Genomic DNA, 18,231 nt, shown 5'->3' with positions numbered 1-18,231 from the left:
CGCGTCAGGCGGCGCGCCGGGCCGCGAGCACGATGCGGGCCGCACTCCGACTCGGCGGGTCGTCGTCCGGCAGGCGCATCAGGCTGTCGATGCGGGCGAGCGCCGCCACCTGCGCATCGCGTTCGGGGCCGCCGGCCAGGAGCGGCGCCAGCGCTTCGGCGAGGCGGGGCGCGGTGCAATCCGCCTGGATGAATTCCGGCATCGCGTTCTGACCCAGGATGAGGTTCGGCAGCACGATGGTCGGCACCTGGATGAGGCGCCGGGCCACCGCCTCCTCGATGCGCGAGACTTTGTAGGCCACCACCATCGGCACGCCCGCGAGCGCCAGTTCGAGGGTCACCGTGCCGGAGGCCGCCAGGGCCGCCCGCGCCCGCCGGAAGGTGGCGTGCTTGGCCGCCTCGCCGTGGACCAGGGTGACCGGGGAATCCCAGGCGAGCGCCAGCCGCTCGATCAGGGCGCGGTGCCGGCTCACGGCGGGCAGCACCGCCTCGATCGGCCCGAAGCGCGCGGTGAGCCGGGCCAGGGCCGCGCTGAAGACCGGCATCAGCCGCTCGATCTCGGAGCGGCGCGAGCCCGGCAGGATGGCGAGGACCGGCGGGCCGTCCATGCGGCCCTTCGCTTCGGCCGGCCCCGGCCGCAATTCGTTCAGGCGCTCGATCAGCGGATGGCCGACATAGCTGCAGGCGGGACCGTTCAGGCGCCGGTGCGCCTCGGGTTCGAAGGGCAGAAGGGCAAGCACGTGGTCGATGAAGGGGCGCATCCGCGCCGCCCGCCACGGCCGCCACGCCCAGACGCTGGGCGAGACGTAATCCACGATGGGCAGGTCGGGCATCCGTTTGCGCACCCGCTGGGCCACCGCGTGGGTGAAGCCCGGGCTGTCGATGATCACGAGCACGTCGGGCCGCGCCGCGACTACATCCCGCACGGTCTCGCGGATGCGGCGCAGGAGGGTGCGCAGCCGCGCGGCGACCGGCAGGTAGCCCATCACCGCCACGTCGTCGATCGGGAACAGGGAGTGGAAGCCCTGCTCGGCCATCGCCTCGCCGCCGACCCCGCCGAAGCGGATCGGCCGCTCCGAGAGTTCGACGAGGCCGCGCATCAGCTTGGCCCCGAGCTGGTCGCCGGAATCCTCGCCCGCCACCAGCCAGATCGTCCGCTCGGGCTTCGGCTCGCTCATGCTCCCAGGTCCCTTGCGCCCATTCCCGTTTCCGCATCGAGTCCGACGAGGAAGAGCCCCGCCCGATCGGCCGCCGCGATGGTGGCGGGCCGGTCGATGATCAGGGTGAAGCGGGCCTGGACGGCGAGCCCCACGCAGCCCGCCGCCGCTGCGTTGGCGACGGTGCGCGGCCCGATCGCCGGGAGATCGACGCGCAGATCCTGGCCCACCTTGGCGAGCTTCACCAGGACGATGCCGGCCTGGGCCCGGCCAAAACCGAGGGGACGCCGGGCGAGGCTCCGGGCCCGGGCCAGCATCCGGTCGGTGCCTTCGGGGCCCTCCACCGCCAGGGCGCGCTGGCCCGCCAGCACCGCCGCCTGCCCGACATCGTGGGGCGACAGCGCCCCCAGAAGGGCCTGCCCGGCCGCGATGGAGACGGCGGCCGCCGCGTCGGGCCGGTGGCGGCCCATCACGCCCGCCGGGCTCAGGAGATCGGGAGCGACCTCGTGGACGCCCACCACCCCGTGGCCGTTCTCTTCCAGGAGCGCGAGGGCGCCGCGCAGGAGCCGGTCGTCGCCGCCGCCCGAGATCGCCCGCAGGGCCTCGCGGTTGCGCAGGGCCGCGGCGGCGTTGAGGATCGCGGCCGGGTTGGGGCGCGAAACGCCGCCGGCCGGCACCACGCTGACGGGCCCCCAGCGCTTCAGGACGGCGAGGATGCCGGCGATGTCGAGGAGGTCGACGGTGGCCGCCGCCCGGGCGCGCATGGCCCGCTCGGCGAAGCCCCGGATCGCCAGGATGCGGTAGGGCCGGCCCGCCCGGTCGAGGGAGCCCGCCACGAGTTCCGGCAGGCGACCGGCCCCCGCGACCAGCACCAGCGCCGCGGGCAGCGGGTCGGCGCGCCCGGCCGGCGCGGGATTCGCGCTCACGTGGCGCCCGGCGCCTCGCGCGGGGTGCAGATCGAGCGCTTGCCGCCGACACGGATGAAGGCGATGATCTCGGCCACCGCGCGGTGGTGCTCGAACTCGGAGGCCACGTCCTCCACCCGCTCCATCAACGTCCCCTCGTTGGCGAAGAGCAGGCGATAGGCCCGGCGCAGGGCGTGGATGTCCTCGCGGGCGAACCCGCGTCGCTGCAGGCCGATGATGTTGAGGCCCGACAGGTAGGCCCGGTTGCCCAGCGCCATGCCGTAGGGGATGCAGTCGTTCTCCAGGCCCGACAGGCCGCCCACAAAGGCGTGCGCGCCCACGCGCGCGAACTGGATCACGGCCGCGCCGCCCCCCAGGATGGCGTAGTCGCCGACGCTGCAATGGCCCGCCAGCATGACGTTGTTGGAGAACACGACGCCGTCGCCCACCCGGCAATCGTGGCCGACATGCGAATTGGCCAGGAAGGTGCAGTTGTCGCCCACCGTGGTCTCGAGGCCGCCGCCGGCGGTCCCCGGATTCATGGTGACGCCCTCGCGGATCAGGCAATCCGCGCCGATGGTCAGGGTGGAGGCCTCGCCCCTGTACTTCAGGTCCTGCGGCGGATGCCCGATGGAGGCGAAGGGATAGAGCCGCGTGCGGGGACCGATCGTGGTCCGGCCGGCGACGACGACGTGGCTGACAAGTTCGCAGCCCGCGCCCAGGGTCACGCCGGGCCCCAGGTGGCAGAACGGCCCGATCCGGACGCCCTCCCCCAGGGTGGCGCCGTCCTCGACCACCGCGCTCGGGTGTATGCCGGGGGCCCCGCTCACCCGGTCACCAGCATAGCGCCGATATCGGCCTCGGCCACCAGCGCGCCATCGACCCGCGCCTCACCCCGGAACCACCACATGGTGCGGCGGTGGTTCGTCCTGGTCATGTGGTAGTGCACGGTATCCCCCGGCACGACGGGCTTGCGGAACTTGCACTTGTCGATGGTCATGAAGAACACCTGCTTGGTCTTCAGGTTTTCGGTCATGATGTGACGGCAGCAGATGGCGCCGGCGGTCTGGGCCATGCCCTCGATCAGAAGGACGCCGGGAAACACCGGCAGTCCGGGAAAGTGGCCGGTGAATTGCGGCTCGTTGATGGTGACGTTCTTGACCCCGATGCAGCTGCGGTCGCCGTCGATCTCGACGATCCGGTCGATCATCAGGAAGGGGTAGCGGTGCGGCAGCAGTTCCAGGACCTGCTGGATATCAGCCGAGCCGAGCTCTCGCGGCATGTCGTTCATCGATCAGATAACCTCACTGAGCGCGCCGACGCCCCCGCCGTCCCGCCTCGTTTCCCAAATCACCAACGCGTTGGACGCGCCTTCATTCGCGAGATGATGAATGGATGCAAGCCCCGGCTGCGGATTGAACGCATGCCGGCTACGGATCGGGGACGGGGTGACCGCGCATGAACGGGCTCGCCGCTCCGTCTCATGAGAAGCCCGGCCTCAACCCTTCGGTTCGTCGCCGACGGAGCGCTCGGCGAGGCGAGCCAGGGTGGTGAGTTCCCGGAACCAGGCGCGCACGGGCTTCGCCGGCGTCCCGCCCCAGCGGCTGCCCGGCGGCACGTCGCGGTTCACGTTGGAGGAGCCGGCGATCTGCGACCCCATGCCGATGCGCAGATGCCCGACCACACCGACCTGTCCGCCGAGGACGACGTAATCCTCGAGCGTCGTCGAGCCGGAGATGCCCACACCGGAGACGATGACGCAGTGGCGTCCGATCACGACGTTGTGAGCGATCTGCACGAGGTTGTCGATCTTGGTGCCCTCGCCGATCACCGTGTCGCGGCTGGCGCCGCGGTCGATCGTCGTGTTGGCGCCGATCTCGACGTCGTCCTGAACGATGACGCGACCGATCTGCGGCACCTTGAGGTGGCCGCCGGGCCCCATGGCGAATCCGAACCCGTCCTGGCCGAGGCGTGCGCCCGGATGGATGATGACCCGGTTTCCCACCAGGGCATGCGTCAGGGTGACCCCGGCGCCGATGGCACAGTCCCGCCCGATCCGCACGCCCGGTCCGATGCTGGCATTCGCACCCACGATGGTGCCGGACCCGATCTCGGCGTTCGGGCCGATGACGGCGCCCGGATCCACGTGCACGCCGGGCTCAAGCCGTGCCTCAGGATGGACATGGGCGCCGGGCGCCACGCCGCTCGCGGAAAAGAGCGAGGCGGGTCGCATCGCCTCGGGATGCAGGCGGGCGAGCAGCCCGGCATAGGCCCGGTAGGGATCGCGCAGGACGAGGGCGACGGTGCCGGGGGGCACGCGGGGCGCGAAGCGCGGCGACACCAGGCAGATGCCCGCCCGGGTCGCGGCGAGCGCGTCCCCGTAGCGGGCGTTGTCCATATAGGCGACATCCTGCGGCGTCGCCGATTCGAGGGGCGCGGCCCCCGTGATCACACGATGCGGATCGGCGCCCTCGGGCAGCGAAACGCAAGCAGCCTCGGCGATGGCGCCGAGGCTGAGGGTAGAGGACGCGGAGAAGAAGACCGGATCTGACATGCTGTCACAACGCGCCGCCTCCCGAAAAGGAGGCGGCGCTCGGTGTCAGAAGCGCGAGCCGCCGGAGAACCGGAAGGCCTGGATCTGATCCTGGCCGACGCGGCCGAAGGCGGTCTTGATACCCTCGTCCTTCGAGAGGGCGTAGGCGTAGTCGAAGCGGATCGGACCGAGCGGCGAGTTCCAGAGGATCGAAGCACCCACCGAGGAGCGTATGATCAGCTTGTCGCGGACGTTCACGCACTCGGGCTCGACGCCGATGGTCGATTGATTGAAGTTACAGCCGCTGCCCGGCGCGAAGCCGTTGATGAAGCGGTCGTTGTTCACGTCGAACTGCGTGCGGCCGTTATAGCCGAAGAGCGTACCGGCATCGGCGAAGACCGCGCCCTTCAGGCCCAGATCCCGTGGGATGCCGGGGAGCGGGAACTGCACCTCGAGTGTTCCGCCGAAGTAGGTCGAGCCACCGATGGCGTTCGAGCGACTGTCGGAGATGCCGATGTCGCGCGGGCCGATGCCGTTGGGCGCGAAGCCGCGCACGAGCGACGGGCCGAGGAAGAACTGGTCGGTGATGCGCAGCGGCTGATCGTTCAGGGCCGTGATGTGACCGCCCTGGAAGCGCACGAAGCCGACGATGTCCTCGTAGAATTCCTTGTAGTAGCGGGCGTCGCCCGTCACGCGGAAGAACTTCGAGTCGCCACCGAGACCGGCGATGTCGGGCTTCAGCTCGGCGTAGAGACCGTTGCGCGGCGAGGCGAAGTTGTCGAGGGTCGAGTAGGCGAGCGTCAGGCCGGCAAGCGAGGTGAGGGTCGAGCCCTGCGATCCCTTGAGTGCGATCGAGGCTTCGCCATCTGCGGCACAGAGCGGAAACGCTGCCTGCTCACCGGCCGCACCCGTGGCCTTCAGGCCGTTCGTGAGGGTCGTATAGCCCGGAATTGGGTTCGAGCAGTCGTTGTACGGCCGCTTGACGGTGTTCGGGACGCGCAGCTCGGTGTTGTAGAGCGAGTACCGCATCGTGATGCCGAACTCTTCCGTGATCGGCAGGCCGACGCGGAGCTGTCCACCGTAGACCGTGGTCTCGTAGCGCGAGTAGCGGGTCTGGTCGCTGTACTTGTAGAAGGCGTCGAAGCCGGCGGCCAGGCGGTAGCCGAGGAAGTACGGCTCCGTGAACGAGAAGTCCAACCCGCGCGAGTACTGGCCACCGGTGCCGGCGACGCGGACGTACTGGCCGCGTCCGAGGAAGTTCGACTCGGAGACCGAGACCTCGCCGATGATGCCGTCCTGGGTGGAGTAGCCGCCCGCCACCGAGAACGAGCCCGTGGGCTGATCCTCGACGTCGATGTTGATGATCACGCGGTCGGCCGAGGAGCCCGGCTCGTTGGAGAAGCGGACTTTCTTGAAGAAGCCGAGGCCGTTCAGGCGCCGCTCGGCGCGATCGGTCAGCACCCGGTTATAGGCGTCGCCCTCGGTGATATCGAGTTCGCGGCGGATGACGTAGTCGCGGGTGCGGGTGTTGCCGCGGATGTTGATGCGCTCGACATAGACGCGCGGGCCGTCCTCGACCACGAAGCCGAGGGCCACGGTGTGGGTGGCGCGGTCGCGCTGGCCCGTCGGGCGGACCTGCGCGAAGGGGTAGCCCTGGCGGCCAACCTGATTGGTCACGCCGTTGAGGGTCCGCTCCACGTCCTCGGCGTTGTAGACGTCGCCGACCTGGGCACGCACCTCACCGTCGAGCTTCTGCGTGTCGAGGCCCGGCAGGCGGGAATCGATCGCCACCGCGCCGACGCGGTACTGCTCGCCCTCCTCGACGGTGACGGTGATGACCCAGCCGGCATCGCCCTCGCCCTCGACGTAGCGGGCATCGGCATTGACGACGCGGAAATCGGCGTAGCCGTTCTTCAAATAGTAGCGTCGAACGATATCGAGATCGCTGGTGATGCGATCGGGATCGTAGACGTCCGAAGTCTTGATGAAGCTGAGGAAGTTCATCTCCGACGAGGACATGAGCTCGCGCAGCTTAGAATCTGAATAGACGTTGTTGCCGACGAAGTTGATCGCCTTGATGCCGGTCTTGTCGCCTTCCTCGATGACGTAGATCACGTCGAGGCGGCCGTTCGGCAGATCCACCGTGCGGAAGCTGACCTTCGCGGTGCCGCGGCCGGCGCGGCGGTAGACTTCCTTGATGCGCTGAATGTCGGCCTGGACGACACCCTGGCTGAAGGCGCCGCGCGCCTTGGCCTCGACCTCACCCTCGAGGGTGGACTTCTCGATCTTCTTGTTCCCCTCGAACACCACCCGGTTGATGATGTTGTTCTCGCGGACGCTCACCACCGTGCCGCCGCCGCTGCGCGACACCTTCACGTCGGAGAACATGCCGGTCGCCAGCAGGTTGCGGCGGGCCTCTTCGGGGGAGCCCGAGGCGGTGCCGGTCACGTAGGACCGGATCGTGTCGGCATCGACACGCTTGTTACCCTGGACGACGATCTGCTGCGCCTGAGCGGCGCCACCGAGGACGAGGCCAGCGGCCGCCGCGGCGACTAGGACGATGGTCTGTTCCGCCGACTTACGCCGGCGCTTCCCCGTCATCGACATCATGTAATCGCCCGTCTCTTTTATCTTCAGCGCGAGTTTGCACCCGCAATCAGTCACCCGTTTGCGGGCGTCCTGACCTCTGGTCCCAAGCTCAGCTTCTATCGGGATTCCCAGGCGAAGCAAACGCTCGGGGCTCCCGCTCACCCGGGATTTTGCGGAGACGTGGCCTTCCGGTCACTTAACGCCGCGCTTCGATCCCCCGACAGGGTCAACGAATCGTTCCGCGCGGGGCTTCGCGGCCCCGCGCGGAACGAAGAATACACTGGTGATGGAGGGGCTTAGGCGTCCCGAAACGGGATGCACACGCAATCCACAGGCGCGCGGGGCCCGGCTTCAGGTCCCGCGGCCGCGCCAGGAGAAACCGAGGTTCAGAATGTCGTTCCAGGCGGCGAACAGCATGAGGAACAGGACGAGCGCCAGCCCGATCCGGAAGCCGATCTCCTGCGAGCGCTCGCTCAAGGGGCGCCCGCGCACGGCCTCGTAGGCGTAGAACAGCAGGTGCCCGCCATCGAGGAGCGGCACCGGGAAGAGGTTCAGGAGGCCGATCGAGACGGAGAGCAGGGCCACCAGCCCGATCAGGCCCCCGACTCCGCCGACCTTGGCGACCTCGCCCGAAACCCGCGCGATCCCGATCGGCCCCGAGAGCTGGTCGGGGGATTCCCGGCCGGTGAGGAGCTTGCCGATGTAGTCGATGGTCCGATCGACCACGAAGTAGGTCTCGTAGACGCCGAGGCCGAGGGAATCGACGGGCCCGTAATGAATGAGCTTGGCCTCGGCGGCCTTGGGACCCTGGATGCCGAGGCGGCCGAAGCGATGCCGCCCGAAGGGCGTCACGTCCTCCTTGCTCTCCGGCACGGCGACGAGATCCCAGGTCTGGCCATCGCGCTCGACCGTGATGGTGAGCGCGTTCCCGGCCGCCCCCGAGACCGTGCGCTGCATGTCGGTGAAGCTGCTGATCCGCGAGCCGCCGATGGCGCGGATCACGTCGCCGGGCTGGAAGCCGGCGCGCGCGGCGGCGCTGTCCGGGATCACGGCCTCGACCCGGGCCGGCGTCTCGTAGCGGCCACCGAAGTAGATGGCGCCGGAGAACAGCGCGATGGCGAGAATGAAGTTGGCGACGGGCCCGGCGGCCACGATGGCGGCGCGCTTGCCCAGCGGCTGGGTCGGGAAGCTGGTCGCGCGCTCTCCCGGGCTCATGCGCGCCACCGCCTCGGGGTCGGGCACGCTGGCGCCGTTGGCGTCGCCGTGGAACTTGACGTAGCCGCCCAGCGGCACCGCCGAGAGCTTCCACCGGGTTCCGTAACGATCGTTGAACCCGAACAGCTCGGGGCCGAAACCGAGGGAGAAGGCGTGGACACCGACGCCGCACCAGCGCCCGACCAGGAAGTGCCCCATCTCGTGAACGAAGACCACGATGCTCAGCACGATCAGGAAGGGGATCACGGCACCGAAGAAACCGGTGGCCGTGCCGCCCATGGCGTTCAGGAAGTCCATGCGTCGATCCTCTCGGCCTCCCCGGGGCCGTCGTTCCGCTCTAGCAGATCGTGTGTGTGCGACGCGAACGCAAACCGGAAGAGCGGGATTCGGCGTCGCAGCTGGGCGCGGGGGCCGGATGTCCCCGCATTCCCGGCGACACGGTAAAGATCGGGGCCGGCGTCAGTGCCCACCACCGGCACCGGGCGCCGCCCGAGGCCGGCGGATGAAGGGCACGGCGCAGGCCATGGCCACGAACAGGACGGTGAGCACCAGGAACACGTCGGTGAAGCCCATCACCAGCCCCTGCATCCGCACGGTGTTCATCATCGCCTTCAGCGCCACGGCGTCGGCGTTGCCCCCCAGCACCTCGAACTGGCGGCGCGTCATCTCCAGGCGTTCGAGCACGGCGGTGTTCGTCCAGGTGAAGCGCTCGTGCAGCCGCGCGAGGTGGAGGTCCCAGCGGTCGTTGAGCACCGTGTTGATCAGCGCGAGGCCGACGGCGCCCCCGAGGTTGCGCGTCAGATTGTAGAGCCCCGAGGCGTTCTTCATCCGGGCCGGCGGCAGGGTGCCCAGTGCGATGTTGTTGATCGGGATCATGCACAGCATCAGCGAGCAGCCGCGCAGGACCTGCGGCACCAGGAGTTCCCAGAAATCCCAGTCCTTGGTCAGCCCCGTGACCATCCAGGTACCGGTGGCGAAGCCGAGGAAGCCCAGGCCCATCATGATGCGCGGATCGACCTTGCCCGAGAGCCGTCCCGCGATGGGGGCGGTGGCGAACATGCAGAGCCCCGAGACGAACATCGTCTCGCCGATCTGCAGCGCGGAGTAGCCGCGCACCCGGCCGAGATAGACCGGGTAGAGGTAGGTCAGCCCGTAGAGGCCGATGCCGAGGACGAAGCTGAAGATGCTGCCGGCCGCGAAGTTCCGGTCGGAGAAGGCGCGTAGGTCGACGATGGGCTCGGCCGCCGTGAAGGCGCGCCAGAAGAAGGCCGGCCCGGCCGTGAGGCACACCACAGCGCAGGCGAAGACCGCCTCGTCCGCCAGCCAGTCGTGGTTCGGCCCCTCCTCCAGCACGTATTCGAGGCAGCCGAGCATCAGCGCCATGAAGACGAGACCGAACCAGTCGAAGCGCTTGAACAGGGCGAGGTTCGGTTCGTCGAAATCGACCAGCAGGTAGGTGGACACCGTGACGAAGATCCCCGGCACGACGTTGACGAGGAACAGCCAGTGCCAGTCGAACAGGTCGGTGAGGTAGCCCCCCACCGTCGGCCCGATGGTGGGGGCGAGCGTCGCCACGAGGCCGATCATCGGCGAGACGATGGAGCGCTTCGAGGGCGGGAAGATCGTGAAGGCCGAGGCGAAAACCGTGGGGATCATGCCGCCGCCGATGAACCCCTGCGCGGCCCGCCAGACGATCATCTCGTTGATCGAGGTCGAGGTGGCGCACATCAGGCTCATCAGGGTGAAGCCGCCGGCCGAGATCACGAACATCCAGCGGGTGGAGACCACCCGCGACAGGAAGCCCGAAAGCGGGATCGAGATCACCTCGGCGATGAGGTAACTGGTCTGGACCCAGGGAATCTCGTCGCCCGAGGCCGAGAGACCCGCCTGGATCTCGGCCAGCGAGGCGGAGACGATCTGGATGTCCAGGATCGCCATGAACATCCCGAACACCATGCAGACGAACGCCACCATCCGGCGGCGGTCCAGCGGCGGCTCGGCCGCCGGTGCGGCGGGTCCCAGGGCGGCGGTGGCGGCCATGTGCGGGACCTAGCGGCGCAAAGCCGTACGGACGCGGTCGTCACCGGCCGCAGTCTCCGCCGCCTCGCGGGTATCGACCCGGACGGTGACGGAGAGGCCGGGGCGCAGGATGCCCTCGCGGGCGACGTCCGCCGGCACGTGCACCCGCACCGGCAGGCGCTGGACGATCTTGGTGAAGTTGCCGGTGGCGTTGTCGGGCGGCAGCAGGCTGAACACCGAGCCGGAGGCGGGCGAGAGCGACTCGACCTCGCCGACGATGTCGCGGTTCGGATAGGCGTCCACCGCGATGTGGACGCGCTGGCCGGGATGCATGCGCTCGACCTGCGTCTCCTTGAAGTTGGCGTCGATGCGGACGCTCTCGAGGGGCACCAGGGCGGCGATGCGCGAACCCGGCGAGACGTAGGCGCCGGCCTCCACGGCCTTGTTGCCGACCACGCCGTCGAAGGGCGCCCGGATCGTCGTGAATTCCACGTCGCGGGCGGCCCGCGCCTCGGCGGTGCGCAACTCGGCAGCCAACCCCTCCGCCTCCTTACCCTGCGCGCGCAGCACCTCGACATTGGCGCGCATGGCGACGAGGGAGGCTTCCGCCCCCTTCACGGCGGCATCGGTGCGGTCGCGGTCGGCCCGCGCCTGCTCGATGCGCGCCTTGGCGACGAAATCGACCTTCTCGAGCTGCTGCTGGCGGGCATAGTCGGCCGCGGCCCGCACCGCGTCGGCCTTGCTGGCGTCGATCTGCGCCGAGGCCTGGAGCATCTGCGCCTGCGCGGCCTCGACCTGGCGGCCGATGCGGGCGATGGCCGCCTGCTGCGTCACCAGCTTGTCGTGCGCGGCCTGGGCGGCGAGGCGGTAGTCACCGTCGTCGATCCGGGCGATCACGTCGCCCCGGCGCATCATCTGCCCGTTCACGACCGGCACCGCCGCGAGGTAGCCGGGGACCTTGGCGGCCAGCACCGAGATGTCGGCCTGCACGTAGGCATCGTCGGTGCTCACGAAGAAGCGCCCGACCGTCCACCACTCATGCGCCTTGTAGGCGCCGCCCCCGAGGGCGGCGAGGAACAGAGTGGCCATGACGAGCTTGCGCGCACGCCGCGGCTTGGCCGGCAGTTCTGCCGGCGACGCCGCGATGACGGCCGGAGTCTTCGGTGCAGTCGTCACGGCCGCGGGGGGCACGGAGGCGGCACCCGTCCCGACGGTCTCAAGCTGGGCGGGCTCGGCCCGCAATCCATCGTCCTCGCGCAGACTCATGGCGTCGATCTCATGATGGCGATCGGCCTCTCGGCAGACATTGACCGAACCGTTCGGTCATTTTCTGAGCCGCGAAAGCTGGCGCGGCCCGAGGCCCTGGGATATTATGACCGAACCGTTCGGTCAATCAGGATCACGACCATGGCGATCGCCGAAGCTACCCTGGATGCGCGGGAGCGCACATCGCCCGAGACCGACAAGCGTCGTCAGATCCTCGAAGGCGCCCGCGCGGTCTTCATGGCCTCGGGGTTCGACGGCGCGAGCATGGGGGAGATCGCCAAGGCGGCGGGCGTCTCCAAGGGGACGCTCTACGTCTACTTCGACAGCAAGGAAGCCCTGTTCGAGGCCCTGGCGCTGGCGGAGAAGCGCGGACTCGCCGAGGTGCTGTTCCGGCTCGATGCCGACGATCCGGATGTACGCGGGGTGCTCACGCGCCTGGGGCGCAGCTATCTCGCCGAGATGATCCGGCCGGAGCACGTCACGGTGATCCGGATGGTCATCGGCGCCTGCGAGAAGTTTCCCCGCCTCGGCCAGGCCTTCTTCGAGGCGGGGCCGGTCCAGGGCACGACCCGGCTCGCCGCCTATCTCGACGCGCAGGTCGCGGCAGGGCGGCTGCGCCCGGCGGACACCAACCTCGCGGCGCGCCAGTTCCTGCAGATCTGTCAGGCCGGACTGCTGACCCGCCTGCTGTTCAACGCCGGCGACGGGGCCGCGCAGGTGGAGATCGAGCACAATGTCGGCGAGGCCGTGCGGGTCTTCCTGGCGGGCTATAGCCCGGACGCCTGAGGAGGCTCAGGCCGCCGCGACGGCCTGGCTGCTCCAGCGGCGGACCTCGGCGTCGATGGCCAACGCCTCGTCCACGTTCTCCGGCGCGGTCCGGTATTGGCCGGCGAAGTGCTCGCAGGCGCGCTCGACGAGGTCGGCGATGCCGTAGAAGCCGATCGCCCCCTTGATGAAGGCCGCCACCGCGATCTCGTTGGCTGCGTTCATCACGGTCGGGGCGGCACCCCCGGCGGCGAGAGCCGTACGGGCGATGCGCAGACACGGGAAGCGCGCCTCGTCGGCGGCCTCGAAGGTGAGGCTGCCGGCGGCGGCGAGGTCGAGATGGCGCCCGCGCGCGATCGTCAGGCGCTCGCCGAGGCCGAGGCAATGGGCGATCGGCACCCGCATGTCCGGCATGGCGAGGCCGGCCGTCACCGCGCCGTCACGCCAGTAGACGAGGCCGTGCACGATCGATTGCGGGTGGACGATGACGTCCAGTCGTTCCGGCTCCAGGGCGAAGAGGTGGTGCGCCTCGATCAGCTCAAGGCCCTTGTTCATCAGGGAGGCCGAATCGATGTTGATCTTCATGCCCATCGACCAGGTCGGGTGGGCGGCGGCCTCCGTGGGCGAGGCGCTCGAGATGCGCTCGCGGGTCCAGGTCCGGAACGGGCCGCCGGAAGCCGTGATGGTCATCTTCGAAACGTCGTCGAGGCGCCCGTCGCCGAGCGCCTGGGCCAGGGCGTTGTGCTCGGAATCCACCGGCAACAGGGTGGCGCCGTAGCGCTTGGCGTCGCGCATGAAGGCGTCGCCGGCGCAGACCAGGCTCTCCTTGTTGGCCAGCGCCACCGTGCGGCCGAGCTTTAGCGCCTCGTGCGTGGGCCGGAGACCGGCCGCGCCGCTCACCGCCGCAACGACGATGTCGGCATCGCGGGCGACCGCCTCCAGCACGGCGCCCTCCCCGGCCCCGTTGCGGATGCCCGTGTGGGCGAGCGCCTCGCGCAGGGCCGGGCCGGTGGATTCATCGGCCAGCGCGACGAAATCGGGGTTCAGGTTGCCGGCGAGCCGGGCGATCGCCGCGACGTCGCGCCCCGCCACGAGGCCGCCGATGCGGAAGCGGTCGGGATGCTGCAGCAGCAGGTCGATGGTGGATTGGCCGATGGAGCCGGTGGCGCCGAGGATTGTGACGGTCAGCAACGGAAGGGTCCTTCAGGCCGCCACGAAGCGGCGGGCGATGAGATAGAAGCTGGCCAGGACGGCCACGGCGAAGAAGCCGTCGAGGCGATCCATGACGCCGCCGTGGCCCGGGATGGCGCGGCCCGAATCCTTGACGCCGTAGCGACGCTTGAGGGCCGATTCCACGAGGTCCCCGCCCTGGCTGAGGATCGAGGCGATGGCGCTGAGAAGGCCCACGAGGGCGAGCGGCGCGCTGGCGAGGTCGCTCCAGCCGTGATCGCGGGCGAAGACCACGAGGCCGATCCCCGCCAGCGTCCCGCCGACGAGGCCGCCGATGGCGCCCGACCAGGTCTTCTTCGGGCTGACGCGGGGCATGAGCTTGGGGCCGCCCAGGGTGCGGCCGGTGAAATAGGCCACGATGTCGGTGGTCCAGACCACGGCGAACATCCAGGCGGGGCCGAGGAGGCCGATGGCCGGATCGTCGCGCAGGGCGGTGGGCACCAGGGCGATCACGGCCGCGCAGAGGAGGCCGGCCACCGCCCGGACCCGTCCGGCGGCCTCTTTCGCCACGGCCGCCACCAGGACCATGCCGATGCCCGCGACGGCGAGGCCGACCCCGAACGAGGCGTCCCCGTGCAGGCAGAGCACGAGGCCGAACAGCGTCGCGGCGGTGAGCGCGAGCACGAGGCGGCGCGGCACGATCACGCTCATGCCGATCCACTCGGCGGCGAAGACGATGCCGGCGGCGAGCCAGATCACCGCGAAGGGCCAGCCGCCGATGATCAGGGCCGAGAGCACGATGGCGCCGAGCAGGATCGCCGAGACCACCCGGGCCTGGAACTCGCGGCCCGCGAAGGGACCGCGCGGCGAGGCCGGCGCCGCGTCTCCGGAGGCCATGATCAGCCGGCCTTGCCGCTGAGGCCGCCGAAGCGGCGGTCGCGGCGATGGTATTCGTCGAGGGCCGCCCGGAAGGCGTCGTCGTCGAAGTCGGGCCAGAATTCCGGCACGATCACATACTCGGCATAAGCCGTCTGCCAGGTGAGGAAGTTCGAGAGGCGCTGCTCGCCGGAGGTACGGATGACGAGGTCCGGGTCCGGGATGCCGGTGGTGTCGAGGGCCCCCGACAGGGCGTCGAAGTCGATGGCGTCGGGGGCGAGGCGCCCCTCCGCGACGTCGCGGGCGAGGCGGCGCACCGCGCGCAGGATCTCCTGGCGACCGCCGTAGTTGAAGGCCACCACCAGGGTGAGGCCGGTATTGGCCCGGGTGCGCTCCTCGGCCTCGTCGAGGAGGCCGGCGATGTCGACGCTGAGGCCCGCCCGCTCACCGATGATACGCACGCGCACGTTGTTGCCGTGCAGATCCGCGAGGTCGCGGCGCACGAAGAGCTTGAGCAGGCCCATGAGGTCGGCGACCTCGGCGGCGGGCCGGCGCCAGTTCTCGGACGAGAAGCTGTAGATGGTCAGGTAGCGCACGCCGAGGTCGATGGCCGAGCGCACGGCCCGGCGCACCGCCTCGACGCCCCGGCGGTGGCCCTCGACACGGGGCAATCCGCGCCCGGCCGCCCAGCGCCCGTTGCCGTCCATGATGATGGCGACATGGGCGGGCACCGCCTGCACGGCGGCGAGCGGCTGCGCGGAAAAGCCCGTCGGCCCGCCATCCTGAGCGCCCGGTGCGACCGCCTCGGCGCCGTGCACCCTCGCGGCCTCGATCTGACGCGCGCCCCCTGAGCGACCCAACGCGCTTCTCCCCCATCCGTCGTTCGTGTCGATCACGCGCCGTCCCGAGACCGTATCAGGTCGATCCTGCGGGCTCCTAGACCTGCATGATCTCCTTTTCCTTGGCGGCGAGCACGCCGTCGATCTCGGCGATGAACTGGTCGGTCGCCTTCTGGACGTCGCCCGCCTGACGCTTCTCGTCGTCCTCGCTGATGGCGCCGTCCTTCTCGAGCTTCTTGAGGTGGTCGAGGCCGTCGCGGCGCACGTGGCGGACCGCGACGCGGGCCTCCTCGGTGTACTTGTGCGCGACCTTGACCATCTCCTTGCGGCGCTGCTCGTTCATCTCCGGCACGCGCAGGCGGATCGTCTGGCCTTCCGTCTGCGGATTCATGCCGAGGTCGGACTCGCGGATGGCCTTCTCGACGGCGCTGACCATGCCGCGGTCCCAGACCGAGATCGAGAGGAGGCGCGGCTCCGGAACGCTGACGGTGGCGACCTGGGCCATGGGCATCATCGCCCCGTAGGCGTCGACCTGGATCGGGTCGAGGATGCTCGGCGTGGCGCGGCCGGTGCGCAGGGAGCCGAGGTCGCCCTTCAGCGAGGCGACGGCGCCCTGCATGCGACGCTTGATGTCATTCAGGTCGAACTCTGGAATGGCTGCCATGCGGATCGTTCCCGACGCGAACTGGAGGGAGTGGGGTCGGGCCGCCGGGGCCCGTTCGTGGGCCTCAATGAACCAAAACGAGATGGGTCGCAAATGGCGTTCGCACCCGCGCGGCGCGAAATCGCTCGCTCCGTCATCCGCGCCGATCCCGCGGGCGGAATCCCCCGGCGGAGTGCATGGCGCAACGTCCGTAAGCTTTCCGCCCCCGCATCATTCTCTTTCCTCGAATGGGCGAGCACTTCGGCGCAGGCGTTCAGGGGACGACGTGGGTGGCCGGCGCCTCACCGGTGAGGATCGCCTTGATGGAACTCGGGGCATGGACCGAGCCAACGACGATCGACAGGCGGCTCTCGCGGGCCAGCGCGAAGGCGGCCGTATCCATCACCTTGAGGTCGCGGGCGATGGCCTCGTCGTGGGTCAGGCGGTCGTAGCGGGTGGCGCTCGGATCGCGCTTCGGATCGGCCGAGTAGACGCCGTCCACCTGCGTCGCCTTGAGCACCGCCTCGCAGCGCAGTTCGGCGGCCCGCAGCACGGCGGCGGTGTCGGTGGTGAAGTAGGGGTTGCCGGTGCCGCCGGCGAGCACCACGACCTGCCCCTTGTCGAGGTGGTGCAGGGCGGGCTGGCGGGCATAGGTCTCGCAGATCGTCGGCATCGAGACCGCCGACATGGTGCGGGCCGGAACGCCGGCGGCGTTCAGGGCCGTCTCCAGGGCCAGCGAGTTCATCACCGTGGCCATCATGCCCAGGGAGTCGCCCGTGGCCCGGTCGATCCAGCCGGCGGCCGAGATGCGGGCCCCACGGATCATGTTGCCGCCGCCCACGACCAGGGCGATCTGGATGCCGGCCTCCCGGGTGCGGGCGATGTCATCGGCGATGCCAGCGAGCGTCGGCGGGTGGAGCCAGTAGCCGTCGGGGGCGGTCAGGGCCTCGCCCGAGAGCTTCACGAGGACGCGGCGAAACGGTGTGGTCTCCGGCATCGAGCCAGTCCCCTCAAACCCGGCCCGAGATCTCGGGCGGGAAGCCAAATGGAAGCGGAGGGGTGTCTAGCCCAAGGCGGGCCGGAACGTCGAGGGGCGGCGGCATCGCTGCCACCGCCCCCGGTCGTTTTCGAAGGATTTCGGCGCCGGATCGGCGACCGGAGCGCTTCAGCGCGAGAGGCTCGCGACCTCGGACGCGAAGTCCGGGCTCTCATCCTTCTCGATGCCCTCGCCAAGGGCGTAGCGCACGAAGGCGGTGAGCTTGACCGGCGCGCCGGCCTTGCCCTCGGCCTCCTTGAGGACCTGGGCGACGGTCTTGGAGCCGTCGTGCACGAAGGGCTGCTCCAGGAGGGTGACCTCCTTGTAGTAGCTCTTCAGGCCGCTCTCGACGATCTTGGCGAGCACGTTCTCGGGCTTGCCGGCATTCTTCTCGCGCAGGATGTTGATCTCGCGATCGAGGGTCGTCTGATCGACGCCGGCGGCATCCAGCGCCACCGGGTTGGTGGCGGCGACATGCATGGCGATCTGACGGCCGAGGGCGGAGAGCACCTCGACATCGCCCTCGGATTCCAGCGCGACGAGCACGCCGATCTTGCCGAGGCCGTCGACGACCTGGCCGTGGACGTAGGAGGCGATGACGCCCTTGGTCACGTCGAGCTTGGCGACGCGGCGCAGGGTCATGTTCTCGCCGATGGTGGCGATGAGGCTGGAGAGGTTCTCCTTGACCGTCGTCGCGGAGCCGGGGAACGTGGTGGCCTCGAGGCCCTCAAGGGTTCCGTCGGTGTTCAGGGCGAGCTTGGCGGCTTCGCGGACGAAGGCCTGGAAGCTGTCGTTGCGGGCGACGAAGTCGGTCTCGGAATTCACCTCGACGATGGCGGCGTGGTGGCCGGCGGACTCGACGGCCACGAGGCCCTCGGCGGCGACGCGGCCGGCCTTCTTGGCGGCCTTGGCGAGACCCTTCTTGCGCAGCCAGTCCACGGCGGCCTCGATGTCGCCGTCCGTCTCGTTGAGCGCGCCCTTGCAGTCCATCATGCCCGCGCCGGTCTTCTCGCGGAGCTCTTTCACCAGTGCGGCGGTGATGTTGGCCATGGCGGGTCCTTTCCGTGTCTTGCCGGATGCGAAGTCACCCCCCGGGGGGCTCGCGAAGCCGACATTCTTGAGGGGTTGAGTCTATTGAAGCGACTGAGCCCGGCGCTCAGGACAAGCACCGGGCTTCAGGAAGCAGTGTCCGATCCGCCGATGGCGGCCCGATGACGGG

The 18,231-nt window shown here is 69.8% G+C and carries 16 protein-coding genes; 1 reads left to right on the top strand and 15 read right to left on the bottom strand.

The window, feature by feature from the left end; all coding sequences use genetic code 11:
• Positions 1-4: 4 nt before the first annotated feature.
• The 9 genes from lpxB to MKK58_RS25655 form a co-directional block, all read right to left on the bottom strand.
• Entirely contained in the window at positions 5-1,177 is a 1,173-nt protein-coding gene (lpxB, locus tag MKK58_RS25695) for a lipid-A-disaccharide synthase (protein ID WP_243915774.1), read from the bottom strand.
• Entirely contained in the window at positions 1,174-2,082 is a 909-nt protein-coding gene (locus MKK58_RS25690; protein ID WP_243915773.1) for an LpxI family protein, read from the bottom strand. Before MKK58_RS25690 ends, lpxB begins: the two co-directional genes overlap by 4 nt.
• A complete protein-coding gene (gene lpxA / locus MKK58_RS25685; protein WP_243915772.1) occupies positions 2,079-2,891 on the bottom strand; it encodes an acyl-ACP--UDP-N-acetylglucosamine O-acyltransferase in 813 nt (270 codons plus the stop codon). The genes MKK58_RS25690 and lpxA overlap by 4 nt, the downstream gene beginning before the upstream one ends.
• Positions 2,888-3,352 (bottom strand): 3-hydroxyacyl-ACP dehydratase FabZ, encoded by a 465-nt coding sequence (gene fabZ, locus MKK58_RS25680; protein WP_243915771.1) that lies wholly within the window; start codon positions 3,350-3,352, stop codon positions 2,888-2,890. The genes lpxA and fabZ overlap by 4 nt, the downstream gene beginning before the upstream one ends.
• Positions 3,353-3,559: 207 nt before the next feature.
• A complete protein-coding gene (lpxD, locus tag MKK58_RS25675; protein ID WP_243915770.1) occupies positions 3,560-4,615 on the bottom strand; it encodes a UDP-3-O-(3-hydroxymyristoyl)glucosamine N-acyltransferase in 1,056 nt (351 codons plus the stop codon).
• A 45-nt stretch (positions 4,616-4,660) separates the two neighbouring features.
• Entirely contained in the window at positions 4,661-7,204 is a 2,544-nt protein-coding gene (bamA, locus tag MKK58_RS25670; protein WP_243915769.1) for an outer membrane protein assembly factor BamA, read from the bottom strand.
• A gap of 330 nt (positions 7,205-7,534) precedes the next feature.
• Complete coding sequence (rseP, locus tag MKK58_RS25665) at positions 7,535-8,695, bottom strand: RIP metalloprotease RseP (RefSeq protein WP_243915768.1); 1,161 nt, start codon at positions 8,693-8,695, stop codon at positions 7,535-7,537.
• 162 nt (positions 8,696-8,857) lie between these two features.
• Positions 8,858-10,438: a DHA2 family efflux MFS transporter permease subunit gene (locus tag MKK58_RS25660; RefSeq protein ID WP_243915767.1), complete on the bottom strand. Its 1,581-nt coding sequence runs from the start codon at positions 10,436-10,438 to the stop codon at positions 8,858-8,860.
• Between the two features lie 9 nt (positions 10,439-10,447).
• Complete coding sequence (locus tag MKK58_RS25655; RefSeq protein WP_243915766.1) at positions 10,448-11,683, bottom strand: HlyD family secretion protein; 1,236 nt, start codon at positions 11,681-11,683, stop codon at positions 10,448-10,450.
• Between the two features lie 141 nt (positions 11,684-11,824).
• Between MKK58_RS25655 and MKK58_RS25650 the strand changes: the two genes are divergently transcribed.
• Entirely contained in the window at positions 11,825-12,469 is a 645-nt protein-coding gene (locus MKK58_RS25650; RefSeq protein WP_243915765.1) for a TetR/AcrR family transcriptional regulator, read from the top strand.
• 6 nt (positions 12,470-12,475) lie between these two features.
• Here MKK58_RS25650 and dxr read toward each other — a convergent pair whose 3' ends face one another.
• From dxr to tsf, 6 genes are all read right to left on the bottom strand, one after another.
• Positions 12,476-13,639 carry a 1-deoxy-D-xylulose-5-phosphate reductoisomerase gene (dxr, locus tag MKK58_RS25645; protein ID WP_243915764.1) on the bottom strand — a complete coding sequence of 388 codons (1,164 nt, stop codon included), beginning with the start codon at positions 13,637-13,639 and terminating at the stop codon, positions 12,476-12,478.
• A gap of 12 nt (positions 13,640-13,651) precedes the next feature.
• Entirely contained in the window at positions 13,652-14,515 is an 864-nt protein-coding gene (locus MKK58_RS25640; protein WP_243915763.1) for a phosphatidate cytidylyltransferase, read from the bottom strand.
• Between the two features lie 2 nt (positions 14,516-14,517).
• Complete coding sequence (locus MKK58_RS25635) at positions 14,518-15,234, bottom strand: isoprenyl transferase (protein ID WP_313899302.1); 717 nt, start codon at positions 15,232-15,234, stop codon at positions 14,518-14,520.
• A 196-nt stretch (positions 15,235-15,430) separates the two neighbouring features.
• On the bottom strand, positions 15,431-15,997 hold the full coding sequence (gene frr / locus MKK58_RS25630) for a ribosome recycling factor (protein ID WP_243915762.1): 567 nt from the start codon (positions 15,995-15,997) through the stop codon (positions 15,431-15,433).
• 253 nt (positions 15,998-16,250) lie between these two features.
• Positions 16,251-16,973, bottom strand: a complete 723-nt coding sequence (gene pyrH / locus MKK58_RS25625) for a UMP kinase (protein WP_243915761.1) — start codon at positions 16,971-16,973, stop codon at positions 16,251-16,253.
• A 168-nt stretch (positions 16,974-17,141) separates the two neighbouring features.
• Complete coding sequence (gene tsf, locus MKK58_RS25620; RefSeq protein ID WP_243915760.1) at positions 17,142-18,062, bottom strand: translation elongation factor Ts; 921 nt, start codon at positions 18,060-18,062, stop codon at positions 17,142-17,144.
• Positions 18,063-18,231 lie beyond the last annotated feature (169 nt).

The sequence above is a fragment of the Methylobacterium sp. J-078 genome, from assembly GCF_022829285.1.
Lineage (GTDB): Bacteria > Pseudomonadota > Alphaproteobacteria > Rhizobiales > Beijerinckiaceae > Methylobacterium.
The sequence above is the reverse complement of the archived record's forward strand: the minus strand, read 5'-3'. Positions and strand labels throughout refer to the sequence as shown.